The sequence below is a fragment of the Neorhizobium sp. DAR64862/K0K3 genome, from assembly GCF_050500185.1.
GTDB lineage: Bacteria > Pseudomonadota > Alphaproteobacteria > Rhizobiales > Rhizobiaceae > Neorhizobium > Neorhizobium soli.
Window position 1 is genome coordinate 661,327 of sequence record NZ_CP191449.1, and the last position, 24,672, is coordinate 685,998.

Consider the following 24,672-nt stretch of genomic DNA (forward strand, 5'->3'; position numbering starts at 1 on the left):
AGCTGGTGCCAAGCTGTCAAACAGGTCAATTTCCAGCGTCCGCGCCCGACCGCGGCAAGGTCGAAACGCCTATTCGGCCTGGATTTCGCCGAGCTGCATGCCCATCGACGGCGACGGTGTCGTCAGTCGCGGCCGGTTGAAGATCTTGTAGAGCGGGTTGTCGCATTCCGGATTGGCAAACAGCGTGTTGGAATCGAAGTAGCCGTCTTCGATGAAGCGCAGGTTTGCGTGCATGGTGCGCAGGAAATAGTACATCAGATGCAGGTGAGCGCGGCCCGAAAGCTGGTTCATGATCATGGCATTGTAGAAATGTGAAATCGCGCTCTTGCCGATCACATGCACGGCGTCGCCGACGCGCCAGTGGTCACGCCAGTAGGATTTATATTCCTTGAAGGGAAAGTAGATGCTGTCGCGGCTGATATCGACGTTCCAGTCCGAGATCTTCTTCCTGAACTGCAGGTCGAAGCGGATCACGGCGAGCGCATCGTATTCGTCTTGGGCGAACACGTGCTTGAGGCCTTCCTTGTAGGTCTCGATCTGCGAGCTGCCCTGCGCATCCAGCTTGATCAGCTCGCACGGTCCAAGCTTATCCTGAAGCTCGGCCAGGGCCGGGCTGTCATAGGTGGCGAGGTAGATTTTCGCATCGGGATTGCTTTCACGCACCGGCGCGACAATGTTCTCGATGATCGAGTCGATGTTCTTGCGCGCATCCATCGGCAGGCCGAAACGGTCCTTCTCGATGTAATTGTTGCCCCGGATCAGTACGGAAAGTCTCAACGTTGCCCCCTATGGAAACGATTATCGAAGTCGCTGATCAACGTCTTGCCCCCGCCGATCCTGTCTCTCTGCGATAGTCCCCGTAGCTGGTGCGGAGCAGGTCAGGCCCTCTTTCAGGCCGGAATCGACGCCGCCTGCAGATCGGTCGCGGTCTGTTTCGGCTTGCCGTAGAGCCCGATATTCTCGTCGCCCCAGGCCTTTAACGCGGTCAGGATCGGTTTGATGGTGAGGCCGAGCGGCGAGAGGCTGTATTCCACCTTGGGCGGCACCTGGGCATAGACCTTGCGGGTGATCAACCCGTCGGCCTCCAGCTCGCGCAGCTGGTTGGTCAGCATGCGCTGGGTCACGGCGGGAATCTGGCGGCGGATCTCGTTGAAGCGCAGCGTGCCGTCCAGCAGATGAAACAGGATGACGGACTTCCACTTGCCGTCGATCAGGCCGATCGCCGCTTCGACCGAGCAGCCGGGGCTGCAGTCGAACCTGGTATGGTGGGCCTTGGCCATCACGGTATCCTTTTTGACACTATAGGCTGTTTTTGTGCGTATTGGCTTTGGATGATCATAGCGCCATATGAAGCCTACATCAATTCTGCAAGCAAAGGAGAACGCCATGAAAGCCATAGCCTACAGAACTGCCGGATCGCTTGATCGGGACGACGCGCTTGAAAATGTCGAACTGGACCGGCCAAAGGCGACGGGGCGGGATATTCTCGTTGCGGTGAAAGCGATTTCGGTCAATCCGGTCGATTACAAGATCCGCAAGAACGTCTCGGCTGAAGACGGCCAGTGGAAGGTGCTGGGCTGGGATGTGGCGGGCGAGGTGGTCGAAGTCGGCGATGACGTGTCCGCCTTCAAGCCGGGCGACGAAGTGTTCTATTCGGGTTCGCTGATCCGGCAGGGCGCCAACAGCGAGTTTCATCTGGTCGATGAGCGGATCGTCGGCCACAAGCCGAAGTCGATCTCGAATGCGCAGGCGGCCGCCCTGCCGCTGACGGCGATTACCGCCTGGGAAATGCTGTTCGACCGGCTCGATATCGAAAAGCCGGTTCCGGGTGCAGCCAATGCGATCGTCATCATCGGTGGTGCCGGCGGTGTCGGATCGATCGCCATCCAGCTGGTCCGGGCTCTGACCGACCTCACCGTGATTGCGACGGCGTCACGGCCGGAGACCCAGGCCTGGGTCAAGGAACTGGGCGCCCATCACGTGATCGATCATTCCAAGCCGATCGCCGAACAGGTGAAGGCGCTCGGGATCGGCGCGCCCGGTTTCGTCTTCTCGACGACCGAAACGCCACGTCATACGAAGGAGATCATCGAACTGATCGCGCCGCAGGGTCGGTTCGGGCTGATCGACGATCCGGAAACCTTCGACATCACCGGTTTCAAGCGCAAGGCTCTTTCTGTGCATTGGGAGCTGATGTTCACCCGGTCGATCTATGAAACGGCCGACATGGACGAGCAGGGAGAGCTTCTGAACGAAGTCGCCGCACTGATCGATGCCGGCCGGATCCGCACCACCGTCACCGATGTGATGAGCCCGATCAATGCGGAAAACCTGAAGAAGGCGCATGCCACGCTGGAAAGCGGCAAGGCCCGCGGCAAGATCGTGCTCGAAGGGTTCTGAGGCCTGCGAAACAATGATCCGGGGTCAGCCCCGGATCACCTCTTCCGCTGCCATCGCGGCGGCGAGGAGCATCTCGTCGTCGTGAGCAACCGCCGACAGGAGGAATCCGACCGGCATGCCGGCTTCGCCGGTTCCGCAGGGGATCGACACGCCGCACCAGTCGAGGAAATTGCCGTAGCCGGTATTGCGCAGCGTCCTGCCGTTGGCCGCGAAAAACGCCTCGTCGTCGGCCTTCAATGGCGCAATGGCTGGTGCTACATGGGCGACGGAGGGGAAGGCGACGAGGCGACCGGCGATCAGTGCCTCGGTCTCTGCCGTCATCCGGGCGCGAGCATCGATGATTGCGAGATAGTCGGCGGTCGTGGTCTTTTCGCCAAGTCTGGTGCGGGCAACGACGCGCGGGTCCATTCCGCCAGCATCCGCACCCGCCAGTCGTTCTCGATGGAGCGCAAAGGCTTCCGCCGTCACCATCGGTCCGTATTTCGCCATCAGTTGCGGCAGTTCGTCGAAGGACGGGAAGGCGAGGCGGGTGATGCGGGCACCGCCTGCTGCCAGCCTCTCGATCGCTGCCTCGAACGCCTCGACCACACCCGGCTCGGCGCCGTCGAACACGCCATTGGTGGGGATGACGATATCGAGCGGCTGCGTGGGCTTTCGTGGTGTCAGCGGTGTGCCGAGACCCCGCATTGCCGCGTCGATCCACACGGCGTCCTGTACGGTATTGCAAAGCGGTCCCAGCGAATCGAGGCTTCTCGCCAGCGGGAAGACGCCGTCCATGGCATATCGGCCACGGGTTGCCTTGTAGCCGACGACGCCGTTGAAGGCAGCCGGGATGCGGACCGAGCCGCCCGTGTCGGTCCCCATGGCAACCGGCACGAGGCCAGCGGCCACGGCCACGCCAGCACCTGACGAGGATCCGCCCGGCACGCGGGGCATGTCTGTCGAGCGCGGATTTTCCGGCGTGCCGTAGGTCGGATTGATGCCGATGCCCGAAAATGCGAATTCGCTCATGTTGGTGCGGCCGATCGCGACCATGCCGGCCTGTTTCAGGAGATCGACGACCGCTGCATCCTTGGTCGCCGCCGGATCTTTGGCCATCACGCTCGAGCCTGCCGTGGTCGAAAGGCCTTCGATGTCGAATAAGTCCTTCCAGGCGATCGGGATACCATCGAGAATTCCGAGCGAGCGATTTTCGCGCAGGCGCTTTGACGCAGCTTGGGCTTCGGAAAGCGCACGGTCCCGCAGAAGCGTCACGAACACGGCCTTGTCGGAATAGGATTCAATCGTCGACAGGACCGATTCGGTCACTTCAACCGCATCAACCTTGCCGAGCTGCAAAAGCGTCGAAAGCTCGGCAATCGACATCGATCCGTAAGACTTGGTCACAGTGCTCATCCTTTATCCGTTCACCTGGGATCAGAGGTGTAACGGATTCGTGCGAAAGGAGAAGACATTGCCGCTCCAGCGTCAGGAAGCGTGTTCCGGCTTTCCCTTGCGTTTCGTGGAGGCCAGTTCGTCGAGCTGCTTTTCGCTCATCGACTTCTCCATGCTTTTGGAAGCACCCTTCAGTTCCGATTTCTTGGTCTTGCCGCGCTTTGCGGAAAGCGCGGCGCCTGCTGCCTTTTGCTGCGCACTTGATTTTGCCGGCATGTCGTCCTCCTTCGTTTCCGTTCAAAACTTGGCAAACCGTGTCCCGGTTCCCGACAGCACGGAACCTCTGCAGCGTCTCGGCGGTTTCCCCACCGGCTCGCCACATTGCTGGCCTGACGACGTCAAAGGAGACCATGATGGAAAACGAAAAGCACGAAGACGACAAGGCGCGCGAACCGGTTCGTGACGAATTGAGCGAGCAGATGGAAACGACCAACCCGGCAGCCGTGCGCGAAGCCGCGCGTCGCGGCGAAATCGACCGTTTCATGGTCAAGACCGATCTTGAAGACATCGACCAGCGCGAAGACGGCGACCAGCCGGACGGACGCCCAAGCCCGATGGCCAATGCGGACAACCAGGAAAAGCCGTGAGGCTGAGCCTGACGCTCAGGCGGGAAACAGCGGGAAAACGCGCTGTTCCCGCTACCCACTGACATTCGGAGAAAACCGATGAATGCCGATGTAGAAAAGCGCCATGGGCTCGCCCCCGCACCGACGGCGGCGCGAGAAACGCCGCCCCATCCGCTCCAGGCAATGCCCGATCTCGAGGTCAAGGCGGCGCCGTTTCTGGCCGATGCCGATGCGGAGGCCTTCGTTGCCGTAGCGCTGGAGGATCTGGTCGATTGCCACATCCCGTTTCTTCTGGCCGGCACGTTCGCGCTCAGCGCCTACACCGGCATTACTCGTCAGACCAAGGATCTCGATATATTCTGCAAGGCCGGTGACTACGCCCGGATCCTCTCGCATTTCAAACAGAAGGGATACGAGATCGAGGTCGAGGACGACCGCTGGCTGGGCAAGGTCAAGAAGGGGAAGCACTTCTTCGATGTGATTTTTGCAGCCTCCAACGGCACGATGCCGATCAGCGACAGCTGGTTCGAGAATGCCAGACAGATCGAGATGAACGGCCACAAGGTCCGTATTATCGCCCCGACGGAGCTGATCTGGTCGAAATGCTTCGTCCAGCTTCGCCACCGCTACGATGGCGGCGACATCGTGCATACGATCCTGCGCGCCCAAGACCAGATCGACTGGGAGCGGCTGCTCAACCATATGGAAGTGCATTGGGAAGTGCTGCTGATCCACCTTCTCAACTTCCGCTGGATCTACCCGACCGAGCGCGACAAGGTTCCTGATTGGCTGCTCGACGAGCTTCTCGACCGCTTGAAGGCGCAGCGCGAACTGCCCCTGCCGCAGATGAAGGTCTGCCGTGGCCGCATGTTCAGCCGCATCGATTTCGAGATCGACGTCAAGGAATGGGGTTTTGCCGACGTCGGTGGCGAGGGAGAACTGCGCGCGGGCGTCGACGAAAAAACTTTGGAAGGAGGCCCGGTATGAGCAAGTCTGACAAGGCTGCCGAAAAACAGAAGAGCGATCGCAACAAGCCTGAGGGCCTGCAGCGCATCGCTGCCATGGGCGATCTCCACGTCAAGGAACACGGCTCGGAATCCTACAAGGATCTGTTTGCCGAGATCTCGCAGGAGGCGGACATTCTGGTCCTGACCGGGGACCTGACAGACCTCGGCAAGGTCAAGGAAGCCGAACTGCTGGCCGCCGATCTGCGCTCATGCTCGATCCCGATGGTCGCCGTACTCGGCAACCACGATTATGAATGTGGCTGCGTCGAGGAAGTCACCCACATCCTGAAGGACGCCGGCGTTCACCTTCTCGAAGGTCAGGCAGTCGAAATCAACGGCGTCGGTTTCGCCGGAGCCAAGGGTTTTGCCGGTGGCTTCGGGCGTCACATGCTGGGTTCGTTCGGCGAGCCGGCGATCAAGGCGATGGTGGCCGAAAGCGTCGAGGAAACGATGCGGCTCGAAAACGCGCTGCGTCAGGTTCGCTCCGAACGCGCCATGGTCGTGCTCCACTACGCTCCGATCCGCGAAACGGTGGAAGGCGAACCGGAGGAAATCTTCCCCTTCCTCGGCTCGTCGCGTCTGGCCGAAACGATCGACCGCTTCCCGGTCAAGGCCGTTGTCCACGGCCATGCCCACCGCGGCCGCTACGAAGGCAGGACGCCGGGCGGCGCGCCGGTCTATAACGTTGCTTCGCATATCGAAAAGCCGACAGGTCGGCCTTATGCGCTGCTCTATCTCTGAGCGCTTTCCAGGCTGAAAAACATCAGCCTGCGAAAATCACTGATCGTGAAAGGTTTGCCTGTTCCATGATGGAACTGTCACGCCTTTCACTCGTTTGCCGGTCGCTCTCAACCTGATGAAAGGGACCCCATGTCGGACGTCAATGCCGTCGCCGAACTCCGAAGCTTTCCGAAAACCTGGGGAGCGGAATATGTCGCCGCTGGCGAGGTAAGGTTCCGTCTCTGGGCTCCGGGCCAGGAAACGGTCATGCTCCGTCTCGACGGCAAGGATGCCGAGATGAGCCGCAGCGACGACGGATGGTTCGAGATCCTGGCAACCGGCGTCGAACCAGGCGCGGAATACAACTACGTGCTGGCCGATGGTACCGTTGTCGCCGATCCCGCATCCCGTGCCCAGAAGTCCGAGGTCAACGGCGCTTCGCTTGTCATCGATCCGACCAGTTACGACTGGCAGACAACGGAGTGGACCGGTCGCCCCTGGGAAGAAACCGTCGTTTACGAGATGCATGTCGGCACCTTCACCCCTGACGGCACGTTCCGCGCCGCGATCGAGAAGCTGCCCTATCTCGCCGAACTCGGCATCACCATGGTTGAGATCCTGCCGATTGCGCAGTTCGGCGGCAACCGTGGCTGGGGTTACGACGGCGTCCTTCTTTATGCACCGCATGCCGCTTATGGCTCACCCGATGATGTCAAAGCCTTCGTCGATGCAGCTCACGCGCACGGCATCTCCATCGTGCTTGACCTCGTTCTCAATCATTTCGGCCCGGAGGGCAATTATCTGCCGCTTCTGGCGCCCGACTTCTTCCACAAGGAGCGTCAGACACCGTGGGGTGCGGCCATCGCCTATGACGTCGATGCGACCCGCCGCTACATCGTTGAGGCCGCGCTCTACTGGCTGCATGAATACAATTTCGACGGTCTTCGCTTCGATGCGATCGACCAGATCGAGGATATTTCCGACAGCCACGTGCTGAACGAGATCGCCGAGCGCATCCGCGCCGAGATTACCGACCGGCCGATCCACCTGACGACCGAGGACGCCCGCAACATCATAGACCTGCATCCGCGCGACGAAGACGGCAACGCACCTCTGTTTACCGCGGAGTGGAACGACGACTTTCACAATGCCGTCCATGTTTTCGCGACCGGCGAAACGCACGCCTATTACGAGGATTTCGCCAAGCAGCCGGAAAAGCTCGTCGCCCGGGTTCTGGCCGAAGGGTTTGCCTATCAGGGCGAAGTCTCGCCGCATGCCGGCGAAAAGCGCGGCGTGAAAAGCGCAGGCCAGCCGCCCGTCGCTTTTGTGGATTTCATCCAGAACCACGACCAGGTCGGCAACCGCGCCGAGGGCGAACGTCTGATCGAGCTTGCCGGTGCCGATCGCACCAAGGTCCTTTACGCCTCGCTTCTGTTCTCGCCGCATATTCCGCTTCTATTCATGGGCGAGGAATATGGTGAGACGAATCCGTTCCTCTTCTTCACCGATTTCCACGGCGACCTTGCCAAGGCCGTGCGCGAGGGCCGCGCGAAGGAATTCCAGGGCCATGCCGGCCACGAGGGCGATGTCGTCCCCGATCCGAATGCCAAGACGACCTTCGACGCCTCCAAGCTCGACTGGAAGAAGCACGATAGCCGCGATGGCAAGGAGTGGCTTGCGCTGACGAAGGAACTGCTTTCCCTTCGCCAGCAGCACATCGTGCCGATGCTTGCAACGGCCACCGGCAACTCGGGCAAGGTTCTGAAGACCGGCGAGGGCTTCCTGGCCGTTAGCTGGACTTTCCCGAAAGGAACGTTGTCGATCGCGCTCAACATCGGCGAAAAGGCGCAGCCGCTTCCCGATCTGCCGGGTGAGACGCTCTTTGCCTGGCCGTCCGAAACGCCGGATCTGCCCCAGAACTCTATCATCGTCCGCCTCGCGCCCGCCGGAGACATCAAGTGACCATCCCGACAGCTACCTACCGTATCCAGTTCCGCAACGGCATGACTTTCGATCGCGCGAGCGAGCTCGTGCCTTACATGAAGCGCCTCGGCATCAGCCACCTCTACGCGTCGCCGATCTTCACGGCCACGTCGGAGTCAACCCATGGCTATGACGTGACCGACGCCAACGAGATCGAACCCTCGATCGGTGGTCGCGAAGGCTTCGATCGCATGGTGAAAACGTTGAGAGACGCAGGTCTTGGCCTGATCCTCGATATCGTGCCCAACCACATGGCCGCATCGCTTGAAAACACGTGGTGGCGCGATGTTATTGAAAATGGCCAGAACAGCCGGTTTGCAAAGCATTTCGACATCAACTGGTCGCGCCCGCTGACGCTGCCTTTCCTCGGCGACTCGTTCGAGACCGCACTTTCCAATGGCGATATCTCGGTGAAGCCCGACCCGAAGACCGGCAAGCCGGCTTTCGCCTATTACGACAGCTACTATCCGCTTGCGCCGGAAACCTATCAGGGCCGCGAAACCGAGGTGATCAAACTTACCGACAAGGCATCACTTGTCGAACTGCACGAGCGCCAGCCCTACCGGCTGATGTCGTGGCGGGAAGCGCCGCGCGATCTCTCCTACCGCCGCTTCTTCGAGATCACCGGCCTTGCCGGCGTCCGCGTCGAAGACAGACAGGTATTTGACGACACCCACCGCCTGATCCTCGAACTGGTTCACTCCGGCGCCGTCGACGGTCTGCGCGTGGACCACGTGGACGGTCTCGCCGATCCAAAGGCCTATATCGAGCTTCTGCGCCAGGAAGCCGGTCCCGATTGCTACATCACCGTTGAGAAGATCCTCGGCGAAGGTGAGCACATCCCTGCAGACTGGCCGATCTCAGGCACGACGGGTTACGAGTTCATCGCCTCGCTGTCCGACGCTCTTGTGGACGGTGCAAAGATCGCCGGTCTGCGCAAAGCCTACGACGACGTTGTCGGCAAGCCGGTCGACATGGCGGCCGAACTGCGCGCTGCCAAGCTTCTGATGGCCGACAAGAACTTCGAGGGCGAGTTCACGACGCTGCTGAAACTTGCCGTCGCGATCGCCAACACGGATGGCATCAGCGTGGACGAGAAAACCACGAGGTCTGCACTGCGCGAACTGCTGGTCGCATTCCCGGTCTACCGGACCTACGGGACGGAAACAGGTCTGCCGCCGGAAGGCCACGAGATGCTGAAGAGCGTCGTCGACAAGGTCAAACAGGGACCGAATGCGCCGGATCAGGCAGGCCTCGATCTGATCACCCGCATCCTCGGCAACGACGTCTCCGAGAAGGCCTCTCATGATGCGGCGAATTTCCGCACCCGCTTCCAGCAGCTGACCGGCCCGCTGATGGCAAAGTCCGTCGAGGACACGCTGTTCTTCCGTCAGCATATGGCGCTTGCACTCAACGAAGTCGGCGCCGAACCGCTGCCGCGCGATTTCTCGATCGAGCGTTTCCACCACGACATGGAAACAAGGCTGCAGCGTCAGCCGGATGCGCTGTCTGGGACATCCACGCACGACACCAAGCGCGGCGAAGATGCCCGTGCCCGTCTCTACGTGCTGACCGAGGCGCCGGAACTCTGGTCGGAATGCATTGCCCGCTGGCGCAAGATGAACGAGACGAAGGTTGTCTCGCTGGATGATGGCCCGGCACCGGAGCCTGCGGTCGAATGGATGCTCTATCAGGCGCTCGCAGGCGTCTGGCCGACGATGCTGCAGCCGAAGGACGAGACCGGCCTCAAGGCACTCGAGGAGCGTTTCCTTGCCTATGTCGAGAAGTCGATCAAGGAAGCCAAGCTGCGCACCAACTGGGGCGACAGCAACGAGGCGTACGAGAAAGCTGTGCTCGACTACGCCCGTTACATGCTGTCGCCGAAAAACCAGGAATTCCTGGCGGACTTCTCCTCTGCGCTCCAGCCCTTCATCCGGGCCGGTCTGGTCAACAGCCTGACCCAGACGATCGTCAAGCTGACGGCACCGGGCGTGCCTGACATCTATCAGGGCAGTGAAGCCCTCGATTTCAGCCTTGTCGACCCCGACAACCGTCGCGAACCGGATTTCGCCATGCTGCAGGACCTCCCTGCGGAGAACGACAATCCGGACTCCTCGACAGAGGACGGATGGTTGAGCGGACGGCTGAAACAGCACCTGATCCAGCGTCTGCTGCACCAGCGTCGCGACGCGCCGGACCTGTTCCGCAAGGGCGACTACGTGCCGCTCAAGGCGACCGGAAACCGGGCCGAAAACATCCTGGCCTTCGCCCGCACCGATGGCGATCAAGCCGTGATCGTGATCGTACCGCGGCTGGTCTTCGGCGCGCTCAACGGCGACGTCTATCCGTCACGGGGCGAGCGCTGGGCGGAGACGGAAGTGGAGCTGCCTACACAGCTCGCCAACCGTCGCTACCGCGATCTCTCCACCGGCAAGGACGTCGAGGCCAAGGACAGCATCGCCGTCAACCTCGCCTTTGCCGATCATCCGTTTGCACTGCTGACTGCCGAATAGGCGAGCCCTCATCTAATCACACTGCTCGCCGAAGTGACGGCGGGCAGTAACCCACCCAGGCGGGACGTCACAGATACGAAAAAGGCGCCGGTTCGATCAGAACCGGCGCCTTTTTGTTTCTCCACCTGAACGTGAAGTTCAGTGGAAAAGGGCAATCAAATCAAGCAAATCCAACGAGGTTCAGAACCGCGATTACGATGACGACTGCGCCTACCAACCATACGATGCTATTCATGATAGTGTCTCCTTTTGCTGTTGGGAGGTGAACGGTGAGGCGTAAAAAAGGTTCCTGAAAACGTGATCTCTGCGTCGACAGATGTGAGTCCGCCTCAGGCGCCGGGTGCTGCACTGCCATCGCCCCGTCGCAACCGCTTCAGCTGGTTGACGACGCGCAGGGAATTGTTGGCTCGGAGGGCCGATCCGTCGGAGCTTGTGGACAGGATGCGAAGCATGTCTTCTGCCTCATCCACCGAAATGGTGCCTCTTGCGGCAAGGCCGTCGATCATCAGCAGCATTGCGCCCTCAAGCGCCAGCGACCGCCGCTGCGCTTCCGTCTCAGTCTCTTGCATTTCCGGCATGACAGGCTCCTTGCTTGTCATGTCGAATGGTTGGCGCGGGAAATTGTTCCGGTACTCGCGCGACGAGCGGCGGTCGGAGACCACCCGGTCGCACCAGAATCAGACGTCGTTCGGGCTTCCTTGCAATCTGCCCTCCCGCGCCCGGTAGATATATTGGCTGGCGACAAGCCAGCCTTTCAGCGGTCGCAACGGCAGGATGCAGGTCAGAAGCAGGAAGGGGAGAGAGATGAGAAGATGCACCCAGAACGGCGGCGAAAACACCGTCTCGATCCACACTGCGAGTGCCACCGAGGGCACGCAGGCAAAGCAGATCACGAAGAAGGCCGGACCGTCTGCGGGATCCGCAAAGGCGTAATCAAGCCCGCACGCTTCGCATCGCGGCCTGATCGTCAGAAAGCCCTTGAAGAGATGGCCCTGGCCGCAGCGCGGGCAGCGCCCTCGCACGCCCGTTGCGTAAGGCGAAAGCGGCGCCCAGTTCCCGTCGTCTGCCATGTTGCCTCCCAATCATGCCATGTCGATCTACCCGACACGGAATAAGTGCAACGGCTGCAACCCACAAGAGGCGCGCGTGAGGCGCGTCAATCTGCCTCGCCCGACGAAAGTCGATCGCGGGGCGCCCTCTAGTCGGAGAAAGACTCTGAAATCACGTGCCGATCGATGATGCGCAGGCTGCGGTCCGGCTCGATCACATAGGTCTCGCTCACCCGGTCGCCGAACTGGTCGATGAACTCATGCGGAAACGTGCTGCCGATGGGGGATTTGGTCAGCTTCGAACGCGGCTGGCCGCCATAGGTGATGCTCCCCTTGATCGGGGCAATGTCAGATCCGCCACCACTGGCGCCGGCGGTCGTGCAACTGCTGAGCGCCAGGGCAAGTCCCAGAAGGCCGGCAGAGAAGGCGACGATTTTCATGACATTATCCTCATTGGTTAGCACACGCTGCACCCACCTCTATCCAACTTAGGGTCCAGAGCGCTTTTGGCTAGATTGAACCATTCTGCCTGTGCGCTCATGCCGTCGGCAGCGGGCGAGCGGGAACCGCGGGCGCCATTTCTTCTCGACGCAACGGTGTCAATGGGGCATTCTTGTAAATGGACAACCTCCTGAAAGCTCACAGATCGAGCTCGATTCCAATCAACGATCGAAGGGATGAAACAATGGCGCCACGGACGATACCCGCAGAACTCGATGCTGCCTTAACGGCGTTGCCTCTGAGGACCGGCATCTATGTGCCGGAAGATCTTCTGGAAGACTGGTTTGCGCCAGGGACGGGCATGAGCCCTGTCAGTGCCGAGGCGTTGTCGCAGGCCGAAACCTACGGCCGAAAACTCGAGTGCGAGTTCAAATATTACCCGGAAAGATTGGAAGGCGTGTTCTGGAAATGGGTGCCGGCTCTTTAAGGAGCCTGTTGTCCGCTGATCCGCGCTGCTGCGCAAATCGTGTAGGTTCGGAAATTATCCAATCCGAACCTACATCACTTACAGGCTCGCGTAACGATCGCGCAAAGCCTCGAATTTCACCAGCTGATCCGCCATCAGTTCACGGCCAGCGTCGCGCTTGACGAAAACCTTGAACATGGCGGCGCCCTTCTGGTTCATGAACCAGACCGAGCAGGAACGGCGACCATGGAACGCACGGTTGACGAAGGTGATAGAGGCGCAGTTGTCCTTGCGGATGTGGCCACCGATCGGGCTGTCGCCATGGATGTTGAACCAGCCGTGGCTTTCCGATCCGGCCGGAAGGATGCCGTCGATCTCGGCCACCACGTCCTCCGTGTGAACGAGAAACAGCACGACGCCCCAGGTGGTCAGCTCCGACCAGATTTCGTCGAAGCGTTCCTTGCCGGCAATGACGGCCGACCCCTCCGGCAGGACTGCCAGGATTTCTGCCGCCGTCACACCGGCGCCTGCTGCAATCGATTCAACGACGCCGTCGGGCTTTTCTGAGAGGGCTTTGAGCGCGCGTTCGCGGCGGTCGGGCGCGATCTCCGAGTGGGTGTCCATTGCGGACCTCAGGCTGCGTCGGCGGCGCGGACGCCGTTCTTGTCTTCACTGATGATGACTTCGAAACCTTCAAACTGCGGGCCGGAGAGGTATTCGACCTTGCCGCGGTTCTGGCCGGCATTGGCATGGGCTGCACGGAACTGTTCGGACTTTGTCCAGGCCTGAAAATGCTCAACGGTTTCCCAGATCGTGTGGGAGGCATAGAGCGTGTGATCGTCGGCCTTCGGTCCCTTCAGCATGTGAAACTCGACATAGCCTGGCACTTCGGCAAGCCGGCCCTGGCGGCTTTTCCACATGTCTTCAAACGCTTGCTCGAAGCCCGGCACGACGCGGAAACGGTTCATGGCGATGTACATGGAAACAATCCTCACATAAGTTTCACTTCGCACTCAAGTTATCTCTTGATGCCTGTCTTGAAAACCGGAAAAAACTTGTCTAGTCAACTCAAGTTATAGGGCGGCTGGGGCGGATCGCATCGCAACCGAGTTTGCCCTCTGGTATCACAAGGGCGGGTCTCATGGTTTTCTCTCTCCGGGTTTCCTCAGCAAGCGTTACACGTCTGATCGCGCTTGCCATCGTCACCTCCGCGGTCGCATTCAGCAGCGCTACGGCATCGGAAACGGGCAATCCGGACGCCCGGCGCATCGTTTCGATCGGCGGCACGATCACCGAAATCCTCTACGAACTGGGCGCCGAGGACCGTATTGTAGCGCGAGATTCCACCAGTTCCTATCCTGCCGCCGCAAATTCCAAGCCTGACGTCGGCTATATGAGAGCACTGTCGGCAGAGGGAATTCTAGGCCAGAAACCGGACCTGATCCTGATGGAGGAGGGGTCCGGCCCGCCGCCGGTGCTGGAAATCCTCAAGGCCAGCGAGATCCCTGTCGTGGTGATCCCGACACCGCCGGATGCGGCAAAGATCGGCCAGAAGATCCGCGACGTCGGTGCGGCCGTCGGCCTTGCCGACAAGGCGGGGGTACTTGCCGCAAACACCGAGGACGGACTGAAGGCGCTTGCTGCCGATGTGGTGAAGATTGCCGGCGAAAAGAAGAAGGTGCTGTTCGTTCTCTCCGTCGCCAACGGGCGGCTGATGGCGGGGGGTGCCGATACGGAAGCCGGCGCGATCATCGAGATGGCGGGTGGCGTCAATGCCGCGCCCTCGATCAAGGGCTATAAGCCACTGTCCGACGAGGCGGTGATTGCCGCGGCTCCTGATGTGATCCTCTCCATGTCGCGGGGCGACCATTCGACCACGCCGGATGAGATGTTCGCGCTGCCGTCGATGCAGACGACGCCGGCCGCCGCGTCCAAGTCGCTAATCTCGATGGACGGCCTGCTGCTCTTGGGCTTTGGTCCGCGAACGCCCGAGGCCGGCCGGGCGCTTGCCGAAAAACTCTATCCGGATGCGATGCACTGATGATGAAGGCGCTGGCCATGCCGTTTCGCAACACGGGCGAGGGCGATCGCACGTCGCAGGGCGTGCTGGTCATCGTCCTTCTCGTGGTGCTCCTGATCGCCGCCTGCCTTCTGTCGCTCGGCGTCGGCCCGACAGGCGTCGGCCTTCGCGATCTCTTCGCCTACCTGACCGGCAACGGTGACAGCCTCACCACCCAGGAACGGGTCATCCTCGAAGCCGTCCGCCTGCCGCGCACGGCGCTCGGCCTTCTGGTCGGCGCGGGGCTCGCCGTATCGGGCGCGATGATGCAGGGCCTGTTTCGCAATCCGCTTGCCGATCCCGGCATCGTTGGCGTCACATCCGGTGCAGGCCTTGCGGCGGTCTTGGCGATCGTACTCGGCGGCACGGTGCTTGCCCCGGTCTCGATGCTGCTTGGAAACCAGTTCCTGCCGCTGATGGCGTTTTTCGGCGGCCTGATCAACACCTGGATGCTCTATGTTATCGCCACCCGCGACGGCCGAACCTCGACCACGGCGCTGATCCTTTGCGGCATCGCGATCGGTGCCCTGTCGGGCGCCTTCATGGGGCTTCTGATCGTCATGGCCGATGACCGGCAGTTGCGCGACATCACGTTCTGGAGCCTCGGTTCCCTCGGCGGTGCCACCTACGGGCGGGTGCTGTCGATCCTTCCGTTCATCGTCTTTGTGATGGCGATCATCCCCTTCGTCGCGCGCGGTCTCGATGCGCTTGTGCTTGGCGATGCGGCGGCCTTCCACATGGGCGTGCCGGTGCAGCGGCTGAAGCGGATCGTCATCGTCGCGGTTGCAGCGGCCTGCGGCTCCACGGTCGCCGTCGCCGGCTCGATCGGTTTTGTCGGGATCGTGGTGCCGCATCTGCTGCGGCTTGCGATGGGGCCGTCGCACCGGTTTCTGCTGCCGGGCTCGGCGCTCGGCGGCGGCGCGCTTCTGCTGATCGCCGATGCCGTGGCCCGCACCGTTGCGGCACCCGCGGAACTGCCGATCGGGGTGATCACCGCGCTGTTCGGCGCGCCGGTCTTTCTGTTCCTGCTGATCGGACGCAACGGCATCGGCATGCGGGACCTGCCATGAGGGGCATACGAGGAGGACGGGCATGATCAGGGCAGAAAACGTCACCGTCAGCCGCGCCGGTCGCAAGCTGATCGATCAAGTCAGCCTAACGCTGGAGCCCGGCCGTTTCAGCGTGGTGATTGGCCCGAACGGTGCCGGAAAATCGACGCTGATGAAGGTCCTGTCCGGCGAGATGGTGCCGGATAGCGGGCATGTTTCCTATTACGGTGCCGATGTGGCGGCCTGCAAGCCGGTCGATCTGGCGAGGCGCCGAGCGGTGCTACCGCAGGCGACGCAGCTGGCCTTTCCCTTCTCGGCGCTGGAGATCGCCCGCATGGGTGCGGTTGCCAACGGTTCGCTCAATCCGGGAGAGGAAGCGCGCAAGGCTCTGGCACGGGTGGGCCTGCGCGGTTTCGAAAGCCGGCCCTATCCGTCGATGTCCGGCGGCGAGCAGCAGCGCGTCCAGTTTGCCCGCGCGCTGGCGCAGGTGCCAAGGGCGGTGGTCGACGGCGTGCCGTGCGCGCTGTTTCTCGACGAGCCGACCGCCAGTCTCGATCTGGGCCACCAGATCTCGGTGCTGGAAACCGCCCGCGATTTTGCGGCTGCCGGTGGCATGGTTCTCGCCATCCTGCACGACCTCAACCTCGCTGCGGAATTTGCCGACCATCTGGTGGTTTTGAACCACGGCTGCGTGGTGGCGGAAGGTCCGTGCCATGCCACCGTGAGCGACGAGATGATTGCTTCCGTCTATGGCATCGCCGGTGCCGTCGGTCGCGTGCCGGCAGCGCATGTGCCTTACGTGCTGCCGCAGTCGCGGCATCGCTAGCTCAGGCGTCCGGTCGCGTCAGCATGAAGATGGCCGGGCCGATCATCAGCGCGGCGACCAGTATGGCGAGCCAGGCTGCCGGGTGCGAGCCGAACCAGAAGCCGGTATAGCTGACGGCCATCAGCGAGATCGCCGTGACCTTCGCCCTTCGCGAAATAGCGCCGCGCTCGCGCCAGTTCCTGAGCGGCGGGCCCAGCGTCTCATGGTCCATCAGCCAGGCTTCCAGCTTTGGCGACGAGCGCGCAAAGCAGGCGACGGCCAGCAGCAGGAATGGCGTCGTCGGCAGGATCGGCAGGAAGGCGCCGATCACGCCAAGCCCCACGAACAGCCAGCCGAGACTGAGAAAGATGTAACGCATCAAAGGACCTACGGGAATCTGCTGACAAGGATAGACAAGTTCGCGGCGCCCGTCTTCATGTAAAGAATCAACTGCACGGGGATGCTGTCTGGTGTTCTGCCATGGGGAGCGGGACCCCTGATATGGCCTCTACCCTTCCCATTTGAAACCCTGTCGGTATAGTGCCGCCGATTTCGAAGAAGCAGGAGCGATGATGTCTAAAAAAAAGGTGCTTGTCGTTGGTGGGGCAGGGTATATCGGGTCCCATACGTGCCTCGTGCTGGCGGACCGGGGTTACGAGCCCGTCGTTTTCGACAATCTTTCCAACGGTCATGCGGAATTCGTGCGTTGGGGCGAGCTCGAACAGGGCGATATCCGCGACCGTGCACGGCTCGACGAAGTGCTCGCCAAGCACAAGCCGGACGCCATCCTGCATTTCGCCGCGCTGATCGAAGTGGGCGAATCCGTCAAGAACCCGGTCGGCTTCTACGACAACAATGTCATTGGTGCGCTGACGCTTCTATCGGCCGCGATCGATGCCGGTGTAAAGGCCTTCGTGTTCTCCTCGACCTGCGCAACTTACGGTCTTCCAGACCGTGTGCCGATGGACGAGACGCACAAGCAGGCGCCGATCAACCCTTACGGCCGCACCAAATTCATCATCGAGCAGGCGCTGAAGGACTACGGCACCTACAAGGACCTGAAATCGGTCATGCTGCGCTATTTCAACGCGGCCGGTGCCGATTTCGAAGGCCGGATCGGCGAATGGCATACGCCAGAAACTCATGCGATCCCGCTTGCCATCGAGGCAGCGCTTGGCCGTCGCCAGGGCTTCAAGGTGTTCGGCGACGATTACGACACGCGTGACGGCACCTGCGTGCGCGACTATATCCACGTGCTCGATCTGGCCGACGCGCATGTACGCGCGGTCGACTACCTGCTCGCCGGCGGCGATACGGTTGAGCTCAATCTCGGCACCGGCACCGGCACCACTGTCAAGGAACTGCTGGACGCCATCTCCGATGTGTCGGGCAAGCCCTTCCCAGTCGAATATGTCGGCCGCCGCGAGGGCGATTCCACCTCGCTCGTCGCCAACAACGACAAGGCCAAGGCCGTGCTCGGCTGGGAGCCCCAATATTCCCTGCAAGACATCATCCGCTCAGCCTGGGACTGGCATTCCAAGTCGAACCACATCCTTCGTTAAGGAGCGCTCCGATGGCAAAGATGGTGCATTCGATGATCCGCGTGCTGGACGAAGCGCGCTCGGTCGAGTTCTACGACAAGGCGTTCGGCCTGAAGGTCGCCGATCGCAGGCCGTTCGACGGTTTCACGCTGATCTACCTCTCCAATCTCGAAACCGGTTTCGAACTGGAACTGACGGTCAACGGCAATCGTTCTGAACCCTACAACCTTGGAGACGGTTACGGCCATCTGGCGGTGACGGTCGAGGATGTCGAGGCGGAACACAAGCGCTTCTCCGAACTGGGCCTGACGGTGGGCAAGCTTGCGGACATGCCGCATGAGGGCCGGCCGTTTGCGAAATTCTTCTTCGTCACCGATCCGGATGGCTACAGGACCGAAGTCATCCAGCGCGGCGGACGTTTCACCTAAAGGACACCTGCATGGCGGACGGCGATATCAAGCTCGAGGAAACCTGGAAATTCGCGCTCGAAACCGAGTTCGAAGATCCGTATATGGCCGATCTCAAGAGCTTCCTTGTGTCCGAGAAGAAGGCGGGAAAGCTCATCTTTCCAAAGGGTTCGGAGTATTTCCGCGCACTTGACCTGACGCCGCTCGACGAGGTGAAGGTGGTGATCCTCGGACAGGACCCTTATCACGGCGAAGGCCAGGCGCATGGCCTGTGCTTCTCCGTCCGTCCCGGTGTTCGTATCCCGCCGTCGCTCGTCAACATCTACAAGGAGATGGAAGCGGATCTCGGCATCGCGCCGGCAAAGCACGGTTTTCTCGAGCATTGGGCCGAACAGGGCGTGCTGCTTTTGAACAGCGTGCTGACCGTGGAAGAGGGCAAGGCCGCCGCGCATCAGGGCAAGGGCTGGGAGCGCTTTACCGATGCGGTCATCCGCACCGTCAACGAGGAATGCGACGGCGTCGTCTTCATTCTCTGGGGAGCCTATGCCCAGAAGAAGGCGGCCTTTGTCGACGAGGAACGGCATCTCGTCATCAAGTCCGCCCACCCGTCGCCGCTGTCGGCCCATAACGGGTTTCTCGGCTCGAAGCCGTTTTCCAAGGCGAATGAGTATCTGCAGTCCATCGGCAAGGATCCTGTCGACTGGCAGCTGCCGGAAACCGTCTGAGCGGTGAACGCTTAGGTCACCTCGTCAACGAAAAATGAACAATCCGTTCGGATGTGATCCTCTATCCAATTCGCATCCGATCACCAATTATCACCCCAGACAACGGCTCGCTCCCGAGCCGACAAATTGAAAAGGGGTTTGTCATGATTAACCAGATCAAGGGCCTCCACCACGTCACGTCGATGGCGGCCAGCGCGTCCACAAACAACAAGTTCTTCACCGATACGCTCGGTCTTCGCCGGGTCAAGAAGACTGTGAATTTCGATGCGCCTGACGTCTACCATCTCTATTACGGCGACGAAATCGGCACGCCCGGCTCGGTCATGACCTATTTCCCGTTCCCGCATATCGCCAGGGGCCGCCCCGGCTCAGGCGAAGTGGGCACGACCGTATTCTCTGTGCCGCAGGGCTCGCTTGGCTACTGGACGGATCGTCTGACGAAAGCCGGTGCCGATGGTTTGAAGGCCGACGAAGCCTTTGGCGAAAAGCGCCTGCAGTTTGCAGGTCCAGACGGCGACGGGTTTGCGCTGGTCGAAGTCAAGGATGACGACCGTGCCCAGTGGACCGGCAATGGCGTCGGTGCAGACGAGGCGATCCGCGGCTTTCATTCCGCATCGCTCCGACTGCGCGACGACGGTGCCAATGCCGAGCTCTTGAAGTTCATGGGCTATGAACAGGTTGATGCGAGAGACGGTGTCACCCGCTTCGGCATGCCCGGCGGCAACGGCGCCGACTTCATCGACGTCGAGACAATGCCGAACATTGCGGGCGCCCGTCTCGGGGCAGGCTCCGTGCATCACCTGGCCTTTGCGGTTGAGAACCGTGAAAAGCAGCTCGAAGTCCGCAAGGCGCTGATGGATACGGGTTACCAGGTCACGCCGGTGATCGACCGCGATTACTTCTGGGCCATCTACTTCCGCACCCCCGGCGGCGTTCTGTTCGAGATCGCGACCAATGAACCCGGTTTCGATCGCGACGAGGATACCGCGCATCTGGGCGAGGCCCTGAAGCTGCCGACCCAGCACGAGCATCTGCGCTCGACGCTGGAGGAGCACCTGGAACCGCTGGCCTAAGGAGAGATACGATGAGTTTCGACAGTTATGAGCACCGGGCGCGGCCCGGTGCTCCAGGAGCGCCGATCCTGTTCACCTTCCATGGCACAGGCGGCGACGAGAACCAGTTCTTCGATTTTGCGAGCCGGCTCGTTCCGGGCGCGACGATCGTCTCTCCGCGCGGCGACGTCGCCGAGCATGGGGCTGCGCGCTTTTTCCGCCGCAAGGCGGAAGGGGTCTACGATCTCGACGATCTCGCCCGTGCAACCAAGCGGATGTCGGAGTTCGTGGAGGCCAATCGCGACCGCTACGAATCCTCGACCGTGCTTGGCCTCGGGTTTTCGAACGGCGCCAACATTCTTGCCAATGTGATGATCGAAAGGCCCGGCCTGTTTGAGGCGGGCGTGCTGATGCATCCGCTCATCCCGTTCACGCCGCCTGCGCGCACGACGGGTGAGAAGGCGCATTTGCTGATCACCGCCGGCGAGCGGGACCCGATCTGCCCGGTGCCGCAGACGCAGGCACTTGCCGACTATCTCCGCGCGGCCGGTGACGAGGTGACGCTAGAATGGCATGCCAGCGGCCACGAGATTCGCCCGAACGAGATCGAAGCGATCAAGACGTTTCTGGCGCCCTATGGTGCCCGCGGCGAATAATTGAGATCGCCGGGCCCGCAGATCCGCGGGCCTGGCTTAGCCGTCAGATATGCGGCTCGGAATAGGCCGTGCACTCGCCGACATCCTGCCATGTCGGCTTTCTGCCTGCGCGCTTTGCCTTGCGGTCGGAATGGCCGAGATAGAGATCGAGGCGGCGGTCGTGCAGGCCGGGAACCAGGCTCAGCGGTGAGAAGGGCAGCGGCGAGAACGGATTGGTGCGGTGATAGGCATGCAGTTCGACCCGCATCGTGTGCTTGAAGCTGACCGCGCGCGAATGGAACGCATAGGTATCGGCAACGACAAGCGTATTGGCCGGCACAGTCACCTTCTTCGGCTCGAAATCACCAAGCGTGGTCAGCTCTTCCGGCGTGATGCGGAATGATCCGTCCGCGTGATGGGCGCGGTTGTCCGTACTGGCGATCAGGCTTTGCCGATATTCCCATTCGATCCGCTTTTCCGTCAGCTTGTGGCTGCCCGGCACGAATACGAAGGGACCGTTGTCCGCCTCCACATCATCGAGAAACAGCCAGGCCTTGGAGGTCGAGTGAAACGTGTCCGCGTGCAGTGCGGTCTGCGGATCGGCCTTGGCCAGCGCCGGTTCGGCAATCACCGTCTGGATGAAGTGGATCGGATCGCCGCCGGCACCGCCGACATAGCGCAGGAGGCCGGCGATCGACTGATTGTGGCTGAAGCGAGCCAGATCCGGCAGGCGCTTCAGCGCTGTCGGGCCGATCGGAATCATCCGCGTCACCGCCTGTCCCTGCCGCATCTCGCGTGCCGGCAGAGGCTCGCTCTTGAGGAAATCGCGGATGCGCAGGAAGACGTCCTGCGGCAATGCGTTTTGCCGGATCACGAACCCGTCGCGATCAAACGCGCTGCGTTCCTCCGGTCTGACCTGTGACCCCAGGATGCGGCGACGGTAGTCTGCCATCCGAGCGGCTATCCGCACCCGCTCCCGATGCAGGCCAAGCTCGTTCAGGTGCGGATGGCCGATCAGCGGGTTTTTGCGAAACGACTTGTCGCTGCCAAGAATGCCAAGCGCCAGCCGCGGATAGCGCCACCATTGAATTGTTTGCTGCGCCATCCCCAACCCCGTATCTTCGTCGCTGCGATCATACCATCAGGCATTGAGGCCGCAAGGGATCAGGTCGCCTGCTCTTTGCCCCGTCCCAGGCTCGTTTTCAGGGGAGGGTTGGCTTGCAGCGTCGGCCGTTGAGAGGTCTAGTGCGCCATTGCCATGCTTTGAAGAGAGTAGCATTCCTCGATGAAGACGACATTCAATCCGCCATCCGTCCGTCAGCCGTTCGGCGCCTACAATCACGGTCTGCTCGTGCCGCCAGGAGCCAGTCTGCTGGTCACCTCAGGCCAGCTCGGCATTGGCCTCGACGATGCAATCCCGGCCGATGTTACCGCCCAGGCAGAACTCTGCTTTAAGGCGATTGGCGCGATCCTTGACGAGGCCAAGATGACCTATGCCGACGTCATCCGCATTTCCGGCTTCGTGACGAGGCGCGAGGACTTCCAGGCCTACATGGCGGTGCGCGATCGTTTCACGCTCGACCCAAAGCCAGTCTCGACGCTGATCATCGTCGGCGGATTCACCCGCGCGGAATTTCTGGTCGAGGTCGAGGTGACGGCTGCAAAGGTATTTTAGGGCGGATCTCGCTTTGCCACGATACTATCAGGATAAAATGGTAATAATCTTGTCAGTTGATGCCTTGTTTTCGAAATTTACTGTGCCGATTAAACAAAATTCGAAATAATCAACGACGGGACGCTAGACTATATTGAAACGTTTCTCGCAAAGTGATGATGTCCTTTCAGGGTAAGGGGCTTTCCGGGGGACTTTTCATGCGCCACTACATGGTTGGAGCTGCACTGTTTTCGTGCGCGCTTGTCTTTGCGTCGTCCGCACTGTCCGCCGGCCTGGTCGCCAGCGTCAGCCTGTCGTCCCAGACGATGACGGTGAGCGAAGACGGTGTTGATGTCTACCGCTGGCCGGTATCGACCGCTCGGAAAGGCTACAGCACGCCGCTCGGCAGCTGGAGCGCAAAATGGCTGTCGAGGAGCCACAGGTCGCGCAAGTACGACAACGCGCCGATGCCGTTCGCCGTGTTCTACAATGGCGGCTATGCCGTGCATGCGACGTTCGATACCAAGCGCCTCGGTCGACCAGCCTCCCATGGCTGTATCAGGCTGCATCCGGAAAATGCCGCAACCTTTTTCGCGCTGACGAGCCGGTATGGAACCGCTAACACCCGCATCGTTGTCGGCTATTAGGCCGTGTGCAGCTTAGCCTGCACGGGAACCAAGGTTCAGTATCCGCAACGGCGCAGTTGCGCCTCGTATCTGGCTGCCATGGCGGCAGATTTCTTTGCGGTCTGGCGAACCCCGCCGCCGAACTGGCCGCGCTCATAGCCGCCGTGGCCGGTATAGTAGGCGAGGTAGAGGTTGTAGGTATCGCTGAGGGGGATGTTGTTCCGGATATGGCTCTGGTGGTGATACCAGCCGACAAAGCGGATGGCATCGCCGAAGTCACTGCGGCTGGCGGCCCAGCGACCCGTCGATTTGCGGTAACCGTCCCAGGTTCCGTCCAGCGCCTGTGCGTAGCCATAGGCCGAAGAGATACGGCCCCAGGGAATGATGCCGAGCACATATTTGCGCGGCGGGCGGGCGCGGGCGCGGAAACTCGACTCGACGTAGATCGTCGCCATCAGGATCGGGACCGGCACGCCGTATTCGCGGCTTGCTGCGCGCGCCTGGCGGGCCCAGTTGTTGAAAAGCCCGTCTCTCTGCTCGAAAATCGCGCAGGCATCTCCGATCCGGCTCGGCGCGGAGGCGCAAGCCGTGAGGGACATCATCAGAAGGGCGATGTAAAACGCATTACGCATCGCGCGTTCTTTCAGGCTTGGACTTAAGGCTCGATCTCTGAGGTTTCAGATTGGAATAATGCCACTAAAACTTAACGAAAAGTTTAACGGCCCGGATAGCAGCCAAAACGCTCCACGTGCTCGCCTCGGCGCGATAGTTTGCAATCGTCGACATTGAAGGGGTTGCGGAGACTCGGACTAATCGTCGAGGTATCGCTCGCGGTCCTCGACCGTCGCTTTTTTCGAGAAGGCTGACTGGATCAGCGCTGCGGGCAAAAGCACGATAAACGCGACCACGGTGGCGACACCGTAGGCGAGGGCGGCCAGCGCCCATAGAATGCGGTTGATCATCGGCTTCATCCAGGTTGCCCGATCGGTTGCCTCGGCCCGCACACATAGCACGAAGATCTCTCCAATTCATGAGTATGTTTTCACATACACGAACTGCGCAGAGAAGTTTTATAGCGCAGTAACAGGGGCGTTCGCAGAAGCCCCGATAACGACAGAAAAAGGCCGCTCAATGGAGCGGCCTTGATCATGTCTGCGATACGCCAGAGGGCGATCAGCAAGTTGGATTGGTTTCCATGGTCATCATGGCTCCACCGGCGGTACCAGTGTTGGTGCTGGCGCCCGGATTGGAGTTGTTGCCGGAAGCCACGCCCGGATCCTTCATCGTGCCTGCCTGGCAGTTGGTCGATGGCGTTGTGCCGGATGTGCTGTTGGTCGAGGACGAATCCACGCCCGGCAGCGACGTTGTCGGCGCGGTCTGTTCGACACCGGACATCGGCATCGACTTGCCGGTGCTTCCGGATCCGTCATTGCCGCCCGAACCGGAGCCGCTGGTCTGTGCAAAAGCCGAGGTTGCGAGACCGAGCGAAAGGGCTGCGACGGTGATTAGTTTAATGCTCATGGGAATGTTTCCTTCTTGT

General features: G+C 61.0%; 31 protein-coding genes. 17 read left to right on the forward strand and 14 right to left on the reverse strand.

Annotation, left to right across the window (positions count from 1 at the left end; translation table 11 throughout):
- Positions 1-69: 69 nt before the first annotated feature.
- A complete protein-coding gene (locus ACQY1L_RS03315) occupies positions 70-777 on the reverse strand; it encodes a hypothetical protein (RefSeq protein ID WP_062582585.1) in 708 nt (235 codons plus the stop codon).
- Positions 778-890: 113 nt separating this feature from the next.
- Positions 891-1,280, reverse strand: a complete 390-nt coding sequence (locus ACQY1L_RS03320; RefSeq protein ID WP_184653829.1) for a winged helix-turn-helix transcriptional regulator — start codon at positions 1,278-1,280, stop codon at positions 891-893.
- Positions 1,281-1,386: 106 nt separating this feature from the next.
- On the opposite strand from ACQY1L_RS03320, the gene ACQY1L_RS03325 reads away from it, so the two are divergent.
- On the forward strand, positions 1,387-2,400 hold the full coding sequence (locus ACQY1L_RS03325; protein ID WP_430242743.1) for a zinc-binding alcohol dehydrogenase family protein: 1,014 nt from the start codon (positions 1,387-1,389) through the stop codon (positions 2,398-2,400).
- Positions 2,401-2,424: 24 nt separating this feature from the next.
- Here ACQY1L_RS03325 and ACQY1L_RS03330 read toward each other — a convergent pair whose 3' ends face one another.
- Both ACQY1L_RS03330 and ACQY1L_RS03335 read right to left on the reverse strand, forming a co-directional pair.
- A complete protein-coding gene (locus ACQY1L_RS03330) occupies positions 2,425-3,786 on the reverse strand; it encodes an amidase (protein WP_430243799.1) in 1,362 nt (453 codons plus the stop codon).
- A gap of 81 nt (positions 3,787-3,867) precedes the next feature.
- A complete protein-coding gene (locus tag ACQY1L_RS03335; protein ID WP_430242746.1) occupies positions 3,868-4,050 on the reverse strand; it encodes a DUF3008 family protein in 183 nt (60 codons plus the stop codon).
- 134 nt (positions 4,051-4,184) lie between these two features.
- Between ACQY1L_RS03335 and ACQY1L_RS03340 the strand changes: the two genes are divergently transcribed.
- From ACQY1L_RS03340 to treY, 5 genes are all read left to right on the forward strand, one after another.
- Positions 4,185-4,421, forward strand: coding sequence for a hypothetical protein (locus tag ACQY1L_RS03340; RefSeq protein ID WP_162238003.1), 237 nt, complete (start codon positions 4,185-4,187; stop codon positions 4,419-4,421).
- A 162-nt stretch (positions 4,422-4,583) separates the two neighbouring features.
- Positions 4,584-5,387 (forward strand): nucleotidyltransferase family protein, encoded by an 804-nt coding sequence (locus ACQY1L_RS03345; protein ID WP_430243801.1) that lies wholly within the window; start codon positions 4,584-4,586, stop codon positions 5,385-5,387.
- A 74-nt stretch (positions 5,388-5,461) separates the two neighbouring features.
- Positions 5,462-6,148, forward strand: coding sequence for a metallophosphoesterase family protein (locus tag ACQY1L_RS03350; protein ID WP_430243803.1), 687 nt, complete (start codon positions 5,462-5,464; stop codon positions 6,146-6,148).
- 129 nt (positions 6,149-6,277) lie between these two features.
- Positions 6,278-8,089 (forward strand): malto-oligosyltrehalose trehalohydrolase, encoded by a 1,812-nt coding sequence (gene treZ / locus ACQY1L_RS03355; protein WP_430242749.1) that lies wholly within the window; start codon positions 6,278-6,280, stop codon positions 8,087-8,089.
- Positions 8,086-10,623 carry a malto-oligosyltrehalose synthase gene (treY, locus tag ACQY1L_RS03360; RefSeq protein WP_430242751.1) on the forward strand — a complete coding sequence of 846 codons (2,538 nt, stop codon included), beginning with the start codon at positions 8,086-8,088 and terminating at the stop codon, positions 10,621-10,623. The genes treZ and treY overlap by 4 nt, the downstream gene beginning before the upstream one ends.
- A 329-nt stretch (positions 10,624-10,952) precedes the next feature.
- Here treY and ACQY1L_RS03365 read toward each other — a convergent pair whose 3' ends face one another.
- The 3 genes from ACQY1L_RS03365 to ACQY1L_RS03375 form a co-directional block, all read right to left on the reverse strand.
- Positions 10,953-11,201 (reverse strand): hypothetical protein, encoded by a 249-nt coding sequence (locus tag ACQY1L_RS03365; protein WP_139283784.1) that lies wholly within the window; start codon positions 11,199-11,201, stop codon positions 10,953-10,955.
- Between the two features lie 99 nt (positions 11,202-11,300).
- The gene (locus ACQY1L_RS03370; protein WP_062455132.1) at positions 11,301-11,693 is read right to left on the reverse strand and encodes a DUF983 domain-containing protein; all 393 of its coding nucleotides are present in this window, start codon (positions 11,691-11,693) and stop codon (positions 11,301-11,303) included.
- A gap of 128 nt (positions 11,694-11,821) precedes the next feature.
- Positions 11,822-12,112: a hypothetical protein gene (locus ACQY1L_RS03375; RefSeq protein WP_062455134.1), complete on the reverse strand. Its 291-nt coding sequence runs from the start codon at positions 12,110-12,112 to the stop codon at positions 11,822-11,824.
- A gap of 245 nt (positions 12,113-12,357) precedes the next feature.
- Here ACQY1L_RS03375 and ACQY1L_RS03380 point away from each other — a divergent pair, with 245 nt between their 5' ends.
- A complete protein-coding gene (locus ACQY1L_RS03380) occupies positions 12,358-12,600 on the forward strand; it encodes a hypothetical protein (RefSeq protein WP_062455136.1) in 243 nt (80 codons plus the stop codon).
- 78 nt (positions 12,601-12,678) lie between these two features.
- Here ACQY1L_RS03380 and hutX read toward each other — a convergent pair whose 3' ends face one another.
- Both hutX and ACQY1L_RS03390 read right to left on the reverse strand, forming a co-directional pair.
- Positions 12,679-13,203, reverse strand: coding sequence for a heme utilization cystosolic carrier protein HutX (gene hutX / locus ACQY1L_RS03385; RefSeq protein ID WP_430242754.1), 525 nt, complete (start codon positions 13,201-13,203; stop codon positions 12,679-12,681).
- 8 nt (positions 13,204-13,211) lie between these two features.
- Positions 13,212-13,559, reverse strand: a complete 348-nt coding sequence (locus ACQY1L_RS03390) for an antibiotic biosynthesis monooxygenase family protein (RefSeq protein ID WP_062582599.1) — start codon at positions 13,557-13,559, stop codon at positions 13,212-13,214.
- A gap of 161 nt (positions 13,560-13,720) precedes the next feature.
- Here ACQY1L_RS03390 and ACQY1L_RS03395 point away from each other — a divergent pair, with 161 nt between their 5' ends.
- From ACQY1L_RS03395 to ACQY1L_RS03405, 3 genes are read left to right on the forward strand one after another with little or no spacing between them, the layout of a single operon-like run.
- Positions 13,721-14,620 (forward strand): heme/hemin ABC transporter substrate-binding protein, encoded by a 900-nt coding sequence (locus ACQY1L_RS03395; RefSeq protein ID WP_430242756.1) that lies wholly within the window; start codon positions 13,721-13,723, stop codon positions 14,618-14,620.
- The gene (locus ACQY1L_RS03400; protein ID WP_082476258.1) at positions 14,620-15,708 is read left to right on the forward strand and encodes a FecCD family ABC transporter permease; all 1,089 of its coding nucleotides are present in this window, start codon (positions 14,620-14,622) and stop codon (positions 15,706-15,708) included. The genes ACQY1L_RS03395 and ACQY1L_RS03400 overlap by 1 nt, the downstream gene beginning before the upstream one ends.
- A gap of 22 nt (positions 15,709-15,730) precedes the next feature.
- Positions 15,731-16,513, forward strand: a complete 783-nt coding sequence (locus tag ACQY1L_RS03405) for a heme ABC transporter ATP-binding protein (protein WP_062582602.1) — start codon at positions 15,731-15,733, stop codon at positions 16,511-16,513.
- 1 nt (position 16,514) lies between these two features.
- Here ACQY1L_RS03405 and ACQY1L_RS03410 read toward each other — a convergent pair whose 3' ends face one another.
- Positions 16,515-16,871, reverse strand: coding sequence for a YbaN family protein (locus ACQY1L_RS03410; RefSeq protein WP_062582604.1), 357 nt, complete (start codon positions 16,869-16,871; stop codon positions 16,515-16,517).
- A gap of 193 nt (positions 16,872-17,064) precedes the next feature.
- Here ACQY1L_RS03410 and galE point away from each other — a divergent pair, with 193 nt between their 5' ends.
- The 5 genes from galE to ACQY1L_RS03435 all read left to right on the forward strand — a co-directional run bounded on the left by galE (position 17,065) and on the right by ACQY1L_RS03435 (position 20,873).
- On the forward strand, positions 17,065-18,054 hold the full coding sequence (gene galE / locus ACQY1L_RS03415) for a UDP-glucose 4-epimerase GalE (protein ID WP_062583162.1): 990 nt from the start codon (positions 17,065-17,067) through the stop codon (positions 18,052-18,054).
- A gap of 11 nt (positions 18,055-18,065) precedes the next feature.
- Entirely contained in the window at positions 18,066-18,461 is a 396-nt protein-coding gene (locus ACQY1L_RS03420; RefSeq protein WP_113164972.1) for a VOC family protein, read from the forward strand.
- 11 nt (positions 18,462-18,472) lie between these two features.
- A complete protein-coding gene (gene ung, locus ACQY1L_RS03425) occupies positions 18,473-19,165 on the forward strand; it encodes a uracil-DNA glycosylase (RefSeq protein WP_062455148.1) in 693 nt (230 codons plus the stop codon).
- A 143-nt stretch (positions 19,166-19,308) separates the two neighbouring features.
- Positions 19,309-20,238 carry a VOC family protein gene (locus ACQY1L_RS03430; RefSeq protein WP_192086141.1) on the forward strand — a complete coding sequence of 310 codons (930 nt, stop codon included), beginning with the start codon at positions 19,309-19,311 and terminating at the stop codon, positions 20,236-20,238.
- 11 nt (positions 20,239-20,249) lie between these two features.
- Positions 20,250-20,873: an alpha/beta hydrolase gene (locus ACQY1L_RS03435; RefSeq protein WP_430242761.1), complete on the forward strand. Its 624-nt coding sequence runs from the start codon at positions 20,250-20,252 to the stop codon at positions 20,871-20,873.
- Positions 20,874-20,916: 43 nt separating this feature from the next.
- On the opposite strand, the gene ACQY1L_RS03440 is transcribed toward ACQY1L_RS03435, so the two are convergent.
- The gene (locus tag ACQY1L_RS03440; RefSeq protein ID WP_113109870.1) at positions 20,917-21,957 is read right to left on the reverse strand and encodes a phytanoyl-CoA dioxygenase family protein; all 1,041 of its coding nucleotides are present in this window, start codon (positions 21,955-21,957) and stop codon (positions 20,917-20,919) included.
- A 180-nt stretch (positions 21,958-22,137) separates the two neighbouring features.
- On the opposite strand from ACQY1L_RS03440, the gene ACQY1L_RS03445 reads away from it, so the two are divergent.
- Positions 22,138-22,527: a RidA family protein gene (locus ACQY1L_RS03445; protein WP_062582616.1), complete on the forward strand. Its 390-nt coding sequence runs from the start codon at positions 22,138-22,140 to the stop codon at positions 22,525-22,527.
- Between the two features lie 209 nt (positions 22,528-22,736).
- Positions 22,737-23,153, forward strand: coding sequence for a L,D-transpeptidase (locus ACQY1L_RS03450; protein ID WP_371816180.1), 417 nt, complete (start codon positions 22,737-22,739; stop codon positions 23,151-23,153).
- 35 nt (positions 23,154-23,188) lie between these two features.
- Here ACQY1L_RS03450 and ACQY1L_RS03455 read toward each other — a convergent pair whose 3' ends face one another.
- From ACQY1L_RS03455 to ACQY1L_RS03465, 3 genes are all read right to left on the reverse strand, one after another.
- The gene (locus ACQY1L_RS03455; protein WP_062455153.1) at positions 23,189-23,764 is read right to left on the reverse strand and encodes a hypothetical protein; all 576 of its coding nucleotides are present in this window, start codon (positions 23,762-23,764) and stop codon (positions 23,189-23,191) included.
- A 177-nt stretch (positions 23,765-23,941) separates the two neighbouring features.
- On the reverse strand, positions 23,942-24,103 hold the full coding sequence (locus tag ACQY1L_RS03460; protein ID WP_162734750.1) for a hypothetical protein: 162 nt from the start codon (positions 24,101-24,103) through the stop codon (positions 23,942-23,944).
- A 202-nt stretch (positions 24,104-24,305) separates the two neighbouring features.
- Entirely contained in the window at positions 24,306-24,653 is a 348-nt protein-coding gene (locus ACQY1L_RS03465; protein ID WP_092660075.1) for a hypothetical protein, read from the reverse strand.
- Positions 24,654-24,672 lie beyond the last annotated feature (19 nt).